Origin of the sequence: Candidatus Rhabdochlamydia sp. W815 (genome assembly GCF_018642185.1) — a bacterium.
Lineage (GTDB): Bacteria > Chlamydiota > Chlamydiia > Chlamydiales > Rhabdochlamydiaceae > Rhabdochlamydia > Rhabdochlamydia oedothoracis.
The window spans coordinates 519-5,121 of record NZ_JAAVTY010000103.1 but is presented as its reverse complement, the minus strand read 5'-3'; the positions used below and the strand labels follow the sequence as shown (position 1 = coordinate 5,121).

At 37.6% G+C, this 4,603-nt stretch carries 6 protein-coding genes; 1 reads left to right on the top strand and 5 read right to left on the bottom strand.

Annotated elements, in window-relative coordinates:
- A partial coding sequence (locus RHOW815_RS06705; RefSeq protein WP_215217552.1) for a hypothetical protein occupies nt 1-180 on the top strand: 180 nt, incomplete at its 5' end.
- A gap of 188 nt (nt 181-368) precedes the next feature.
- Here the strand turns inward: RHOW815_RS06705 and RHOW815_RS06700 are convergent.
- The 5 genes from RHOW815_RS06700 to RHOW815_RS06680 all read right to left on the bottom strand — a co-directional run bounded on the left by RHOW815_RS06700 (nt 369) and on the right by RHOW815_RS06680 (nt 4,269).
- On the bottom strand, nt 369-1,301 hold the full coding sequence (locus RHOW815_RS06700) for a TIGR01777 family oxidoreductase (protein ID WP_215217551.1): 933 nt from the start codon (nt 1,299-1,301) through the stop codon (nt 369-371).
- Nucleotides 1,302-1,352: 51 nt separating this feature from the next.
- On the bottom strand, nt 1,353-1,703 hold the full coding sequence (locus RHOW815_RS06695) for an SRPBCC family protein (RefSeq protein ID WP_215217550.1): 351 nt from the start codon (nt 1,701-1,703) through the stop codon (nt 1,353-1,355).
- A 2-nt stretch (nt 1,704-1,705) separates the two neighbouring features.
- Nucleotides 1,706-3,112 carry a cryptochrome/photolyase family protein gene (locus RHOW815_RS06690; protein WP_215217549.1) on the bottom strand — a complete coding sequence of 469 codons (1,407 nt, stop codon included), beginning with the start codon at nt 3,110-3,112 and terminating at the stop codon, nt 1,706-1,708.
- A gap of 60 nt (nt 3,113-3,172) precedes the next feature.
- Nucleotides 3,173-3,415, bottom strand: coding sequence for a DUF378 domain-containing protein (locus RHOW815_RS06685; protein WP_215217548.1), 243 nt, complete (start codon nt 3,413-3,415; stop codon nt 3,173-3,175).
- Nucleotides 3,416-3,492: 77 nt separating this feature from the next.
- Nucleotides 3,493-4,269, bottom strand: a complete 777-nt coding sequence (locus tag RHOW815_RS06680; protein WP_215217547.1) for a BPL-N domain-containing protein — start codon at nt 4,267-4,269, stop codon at nt 3,493-3,495.
- Nucleotides 4,270-4,603 lie beyond the last annotated feature (334 nt).

Here is a 4,603-nt window from a genome sequence, read left to right as displayed (position 1 = left end):
ATCTACAAACATGCTATGCTCGGGTGCACAATAGATGTTTTTTCAAGTATTTATATGTTCTTTTTTGTGCACTTCAAGGTTGAAAGGGCCTATAAATACTTTTCTTTTTTAGAGGTTCTACATTCCCTCTTTGTTTCTTGCGCCTTACCGGTAGACGGTCGCAATCCCTATTGGAAATAGCTGGTTGGCTTTTCTTTTGTCGTTATTTTCCCCTAGGTATGCACTCGTTTTCTTAGATCCATCGAATAAGGTTTAGGCATGTCTCTACCTCCACATAGTTTTTCTGGAGAAAAATATACAACTTTATCAATAAAAAGTTTAAATCTCTATAAGATCTCCAGGCCGAAAGTCTAATAGAAAATGATGCTTTACATGATCCAATTCAACGCTTCTTGTAAATGTGGGTAACGAAAAGAATACCCCGATTCCAGAAGCTTTTGTGGATAGGCCCGTGTACTAGCTAGTAACATCTCTTTTCCCATATCTCCAAAAACCAAAGAAATAAGAGCGGAAGGAAGGTGAAAGAAGCGAGGCCTGTGTAGCTTAGCTGCTAAAATAGAAGAAAACTCTTTTTGTTTTACAGGATTGGGCGCTACTAGGTTAACCGCTTTAGTTAACGATTCTGTCATTAAAAGATGATACAAAGCGCTCATTGCATCATCAATCCCAATCCAACTTAAATACTGGTTACCAGATCCGATCTTCCCGCCTAAACCTAAGTGATAGAGTGGTAAAATCTGACGAAGCATACCGCCTTTTACTCCTAATACAACGCCAAATCTAGCATGTACAACGCGACAGCCGCGTTCTTCGATTGTTTCTAAAGCCATCTCCCACTGTTGGCAGAGCGAGGAAAGAAATCCTCCTCCTGTAGGGGAGAGTTCGGTAACGCTCTCTTTGCAATCCCCGTAAAAACCAATGGCAGAAGCGGAAATGACGGTTTTGGGAGGAGAATATAAACGAGATAACACTTGAGATAGTAACCAAGTATCACGACATCTACTATTGAATAACTTATTGCGGTATTTTTTTGTCCATCTATGAGCAATAGGAGCTCCTGCCAGATGAAAAACCGCGTCAAAACCTTCAAATTCCTGTTTAGAAAATTGACCTTCTATAGGATCCCAATATACGGTGTCAGAGCTCACTTCTTGTTTGTGGCGCACGAGCCTCATAACATCATGACCTGCTAAGCGTAAAAAGTGGGTAAGTTGAGAACCTATAAATCCATTAGCTCCACTCACTAAAATCTTCAAAGGGACACTTGAGTATTTGTAAATGAACTCTAGATCCTCTTTCATAATTTTTTGACGCCATTTTAAAAGTCGTATAAATCGCTTATTTATAAGGTTTTATAAAAAAATAGAGTCAAATTCTATCTCATCGCTTAAAATGCAGGATTGAGAATTAATAGGAGTAAAGCGATGAATATGTAAATAGCGCTTGAAAGGGCCTTTTATTTGTTTATCGCTAAATTCTTGATTGAGCTTGAAATTTTCATGCCTTAAAATCCATTTAAAGAAAAAGGGCCCTACGTAAACCTTTAATCCTACCTGGGTTTTATTACACGGTGTAGGGGGATCGAATAAAAAATCGGTTTTTACCCAAGGTGGCAATAGCCTTTTTAAGGCTCCAGGACGTAATGCCCAAGCAAAGGCAAAATCACAAGGTACTGCTACTGGTGATTTAATTTTTACATCCATACTTATTTCTTAGTCCATTGATGGTAAATCTGTATTGCATTTTTGCGCGCAAGATCGTGATCTACTATGGGGTAAGGATAGTTTTTCCCCAAGTAAACACCCGCTGCTTCTAACACAGACTTAGGACTTAAATGCGGGGTGTGAATCCATGAATTAGGCAGATTTCTCAATTCAGGAACAAATTGGCGTACGTATTCTGCTTTTGGATCGAATTTTTTTCCCTGAGTAAATGGATTAAATATACGAAAATAAGGAGCTGCATCCGCACCACATCCTGCACACCATTGCCAACCTAAGGTATTGTTTGCAAGATCTGCATCCACTAAGGTATCCCAAAACCATTTCGCTCCTTCTTGCCAAGGAACATTTAAGTCTTTGACCAAAAAAGAAGCTACGATCATACGAACTCGATTGTGCATCCAGCCTAGTTGCCATAATTGCCGCATACCAGCATCGACAATAGGAATTCCTGTCATGCCTTTTTGCCAAGCTTTGAGACATTTCGCCTTTCTTTTCCAAGGGAAATGGGTAAATTGTGCTCTTAGTGGTTTTGAAGGAGTATGAGGAAAAGTGATTAAAAGATGATAAGCAAATTCTCGCCACCCTATTTCTCTTAAAAAAACCTCTGCATGGGTATTCTGTAGCAAATCTTCGAAAATTCTTTTCACAGAAATCTCACCAAAATGCAAATGAGGGGAAAGCATTGATGTTCCCATCTCTGCAGGAAAATCGCGTTCATGAGCATATTGATGTATCTTACTCCTCAAGAAATGCTTCCACTTTTTTAAAGCGTTGTCTTCTCCTGGTTGCCAAAGATAAGGAAAGTCTTTAGCCCAAGGAATATGCGGCAATAAATCTAATGCACCTAAAGATATATGTTTAGAATACGTGGCTAATCGTAACTTTTTTGTAACTTTACCCTCTGGCTTACCTATTTCTTGTTTTAAGCAACATCGCCAAAAAGGAGTGAATACTTGATAGGGATTACCCTGCTTAGTAGTCATTTGACCGGGTACAAATAGTAGATTCGCATGAAATCCTTTTGCTATGCACTTCTTTGCAGAGGCTAGTTTCATCAGTTTTTTTTCACGCATTAGCGCGCTTGGCTCATAACAGTAATTCCAAACTATATGTTTTGCATCTACCTTATCTATAATCTTTTGCAATGCATGCAAAGTTGCGCCTTGGAAGAAAAATAAATCAAGACCTAGGGCTTTTAACTTTTTTTGCAAAGATTGCAGAGAATAGTGCAGCCACCAGCGAGAGCTTGAACCCATTGACCAGTTTTTATCCTCTTTTGGATCAAATATATATATGGGTAAAACAGGAAGCTGTAGTTGGGAAGCATATTTTAAGGCAGGATTGTCTTGAATTCGCAGATCGCGTTGAAACCAAATAATTGTTGTCATAAATACAAAGATAAAAAAGCGTAAGAATTCTTAAAAAACTATCCTTACGCCTTATATAAACTACATTTTACAACTACCGCCCCTATCTTTTGAGCAGCAGCAACACATATGTTTCCAATGGGGAATCCAGCGCAAACTCCAAAGACCAGCTAGACCTACTAGTGCGTAAACCAAGCGACTTAAGCCAGCCATTTGACTTCCGAATAACCAAGCGACAAAATCAAACTGAAAAAAGCCTATTAAGCCCCAGTTTAAAGCTCCAATTACAATTAAAATAAAAGCGAGAGTATTTAAAAACTTCATTTGTTCCTCCTTAATACTCCATGCATGCCCGTTTCAAGACAGCATGTCCCGTTAGCATCATCTTAGAAACTTTTTATTCATTTGTCATCTTTTTTTTTCAAATTAGGTGTTTTCAAACGACATCCTACTCTTTTTAATAGATCACATAGCATTTCTCTTCGAAAAGAATCCGCTTTTTCCAAATGATGATAAATCATAGATAAGTAAGGATCTTTTTGATCTAATAAATCCGGTAAATATTCGAAATGAACACCGCTTAATATCACTTTTCCCTGTCCATGGTTAATTTCGACAATCGCAGGGGGGGATTGAGGTAAATCGAGATAACAAGATAATATCTTTATTTCTGAAGACTTAGAACTAAAAAAACATCCTCCATTAAAATACACATGTAAAGAATGTTTTTGCCAATTAATCAGTGCATTACAAGCCCCTTTAGAAGAATTATATGTATATTTCCCTACTCCATAAGCCGGACCCTTAGCAATCCCGGGAAAAAAACACAAAGAGCGCTCACCCAAAATTTCCAAACTTGTTCCTTTTTCAAATTCAATTCTTTCGCATGCAAAATAGGCTCCTGCGCAAATTCCCAAATAATTGCCTTCTTTCTCTACATAAGAACGGATTTTATCGGTTCCCTTTCCAACTAAGGCGCTTTGGTAAAAGACATCCCTACCACCAGGCATAATAAATAGCTGTGTATCCTTTTCCCAATTTTCTTCTATAACAGAGCGAGCATCCAATCTTTTTATTTTCATCTCAGGATTAAGCTGTTGTTTTAAGCTATGAACCAAATGCTTCAAGGAAACCCCATCCACTCCCTTATCTACATAAACTACAACCTGGTTTTTCATAGAGAACCTCCTTTATTTCTACCTAAGCTCCTCTCATAAAAGAATATAGTCAGAGGAGTATGTAGAAAATACCTTTCTTTATGTTTAACTATGTACAGAATACCTATTTTAAGGCATTTTCTTTCAAATGAAAGAAAAAGAAACTATTCTGTTCCCATTGCCCTATTGAATGAAAGAGCTGTTTTTTCAAAAAAACCTAGTTATGCAATTATTAATTTGAAATCAAACTAGTATTATAGTGGTTCCGATTCAATCGTATAGAAAAATATTTTGTTTTGTGTTAAGCTATTGAGTATGAAAAAACTGACCCCTAGCCAGAGAGCTGACTTAGAAC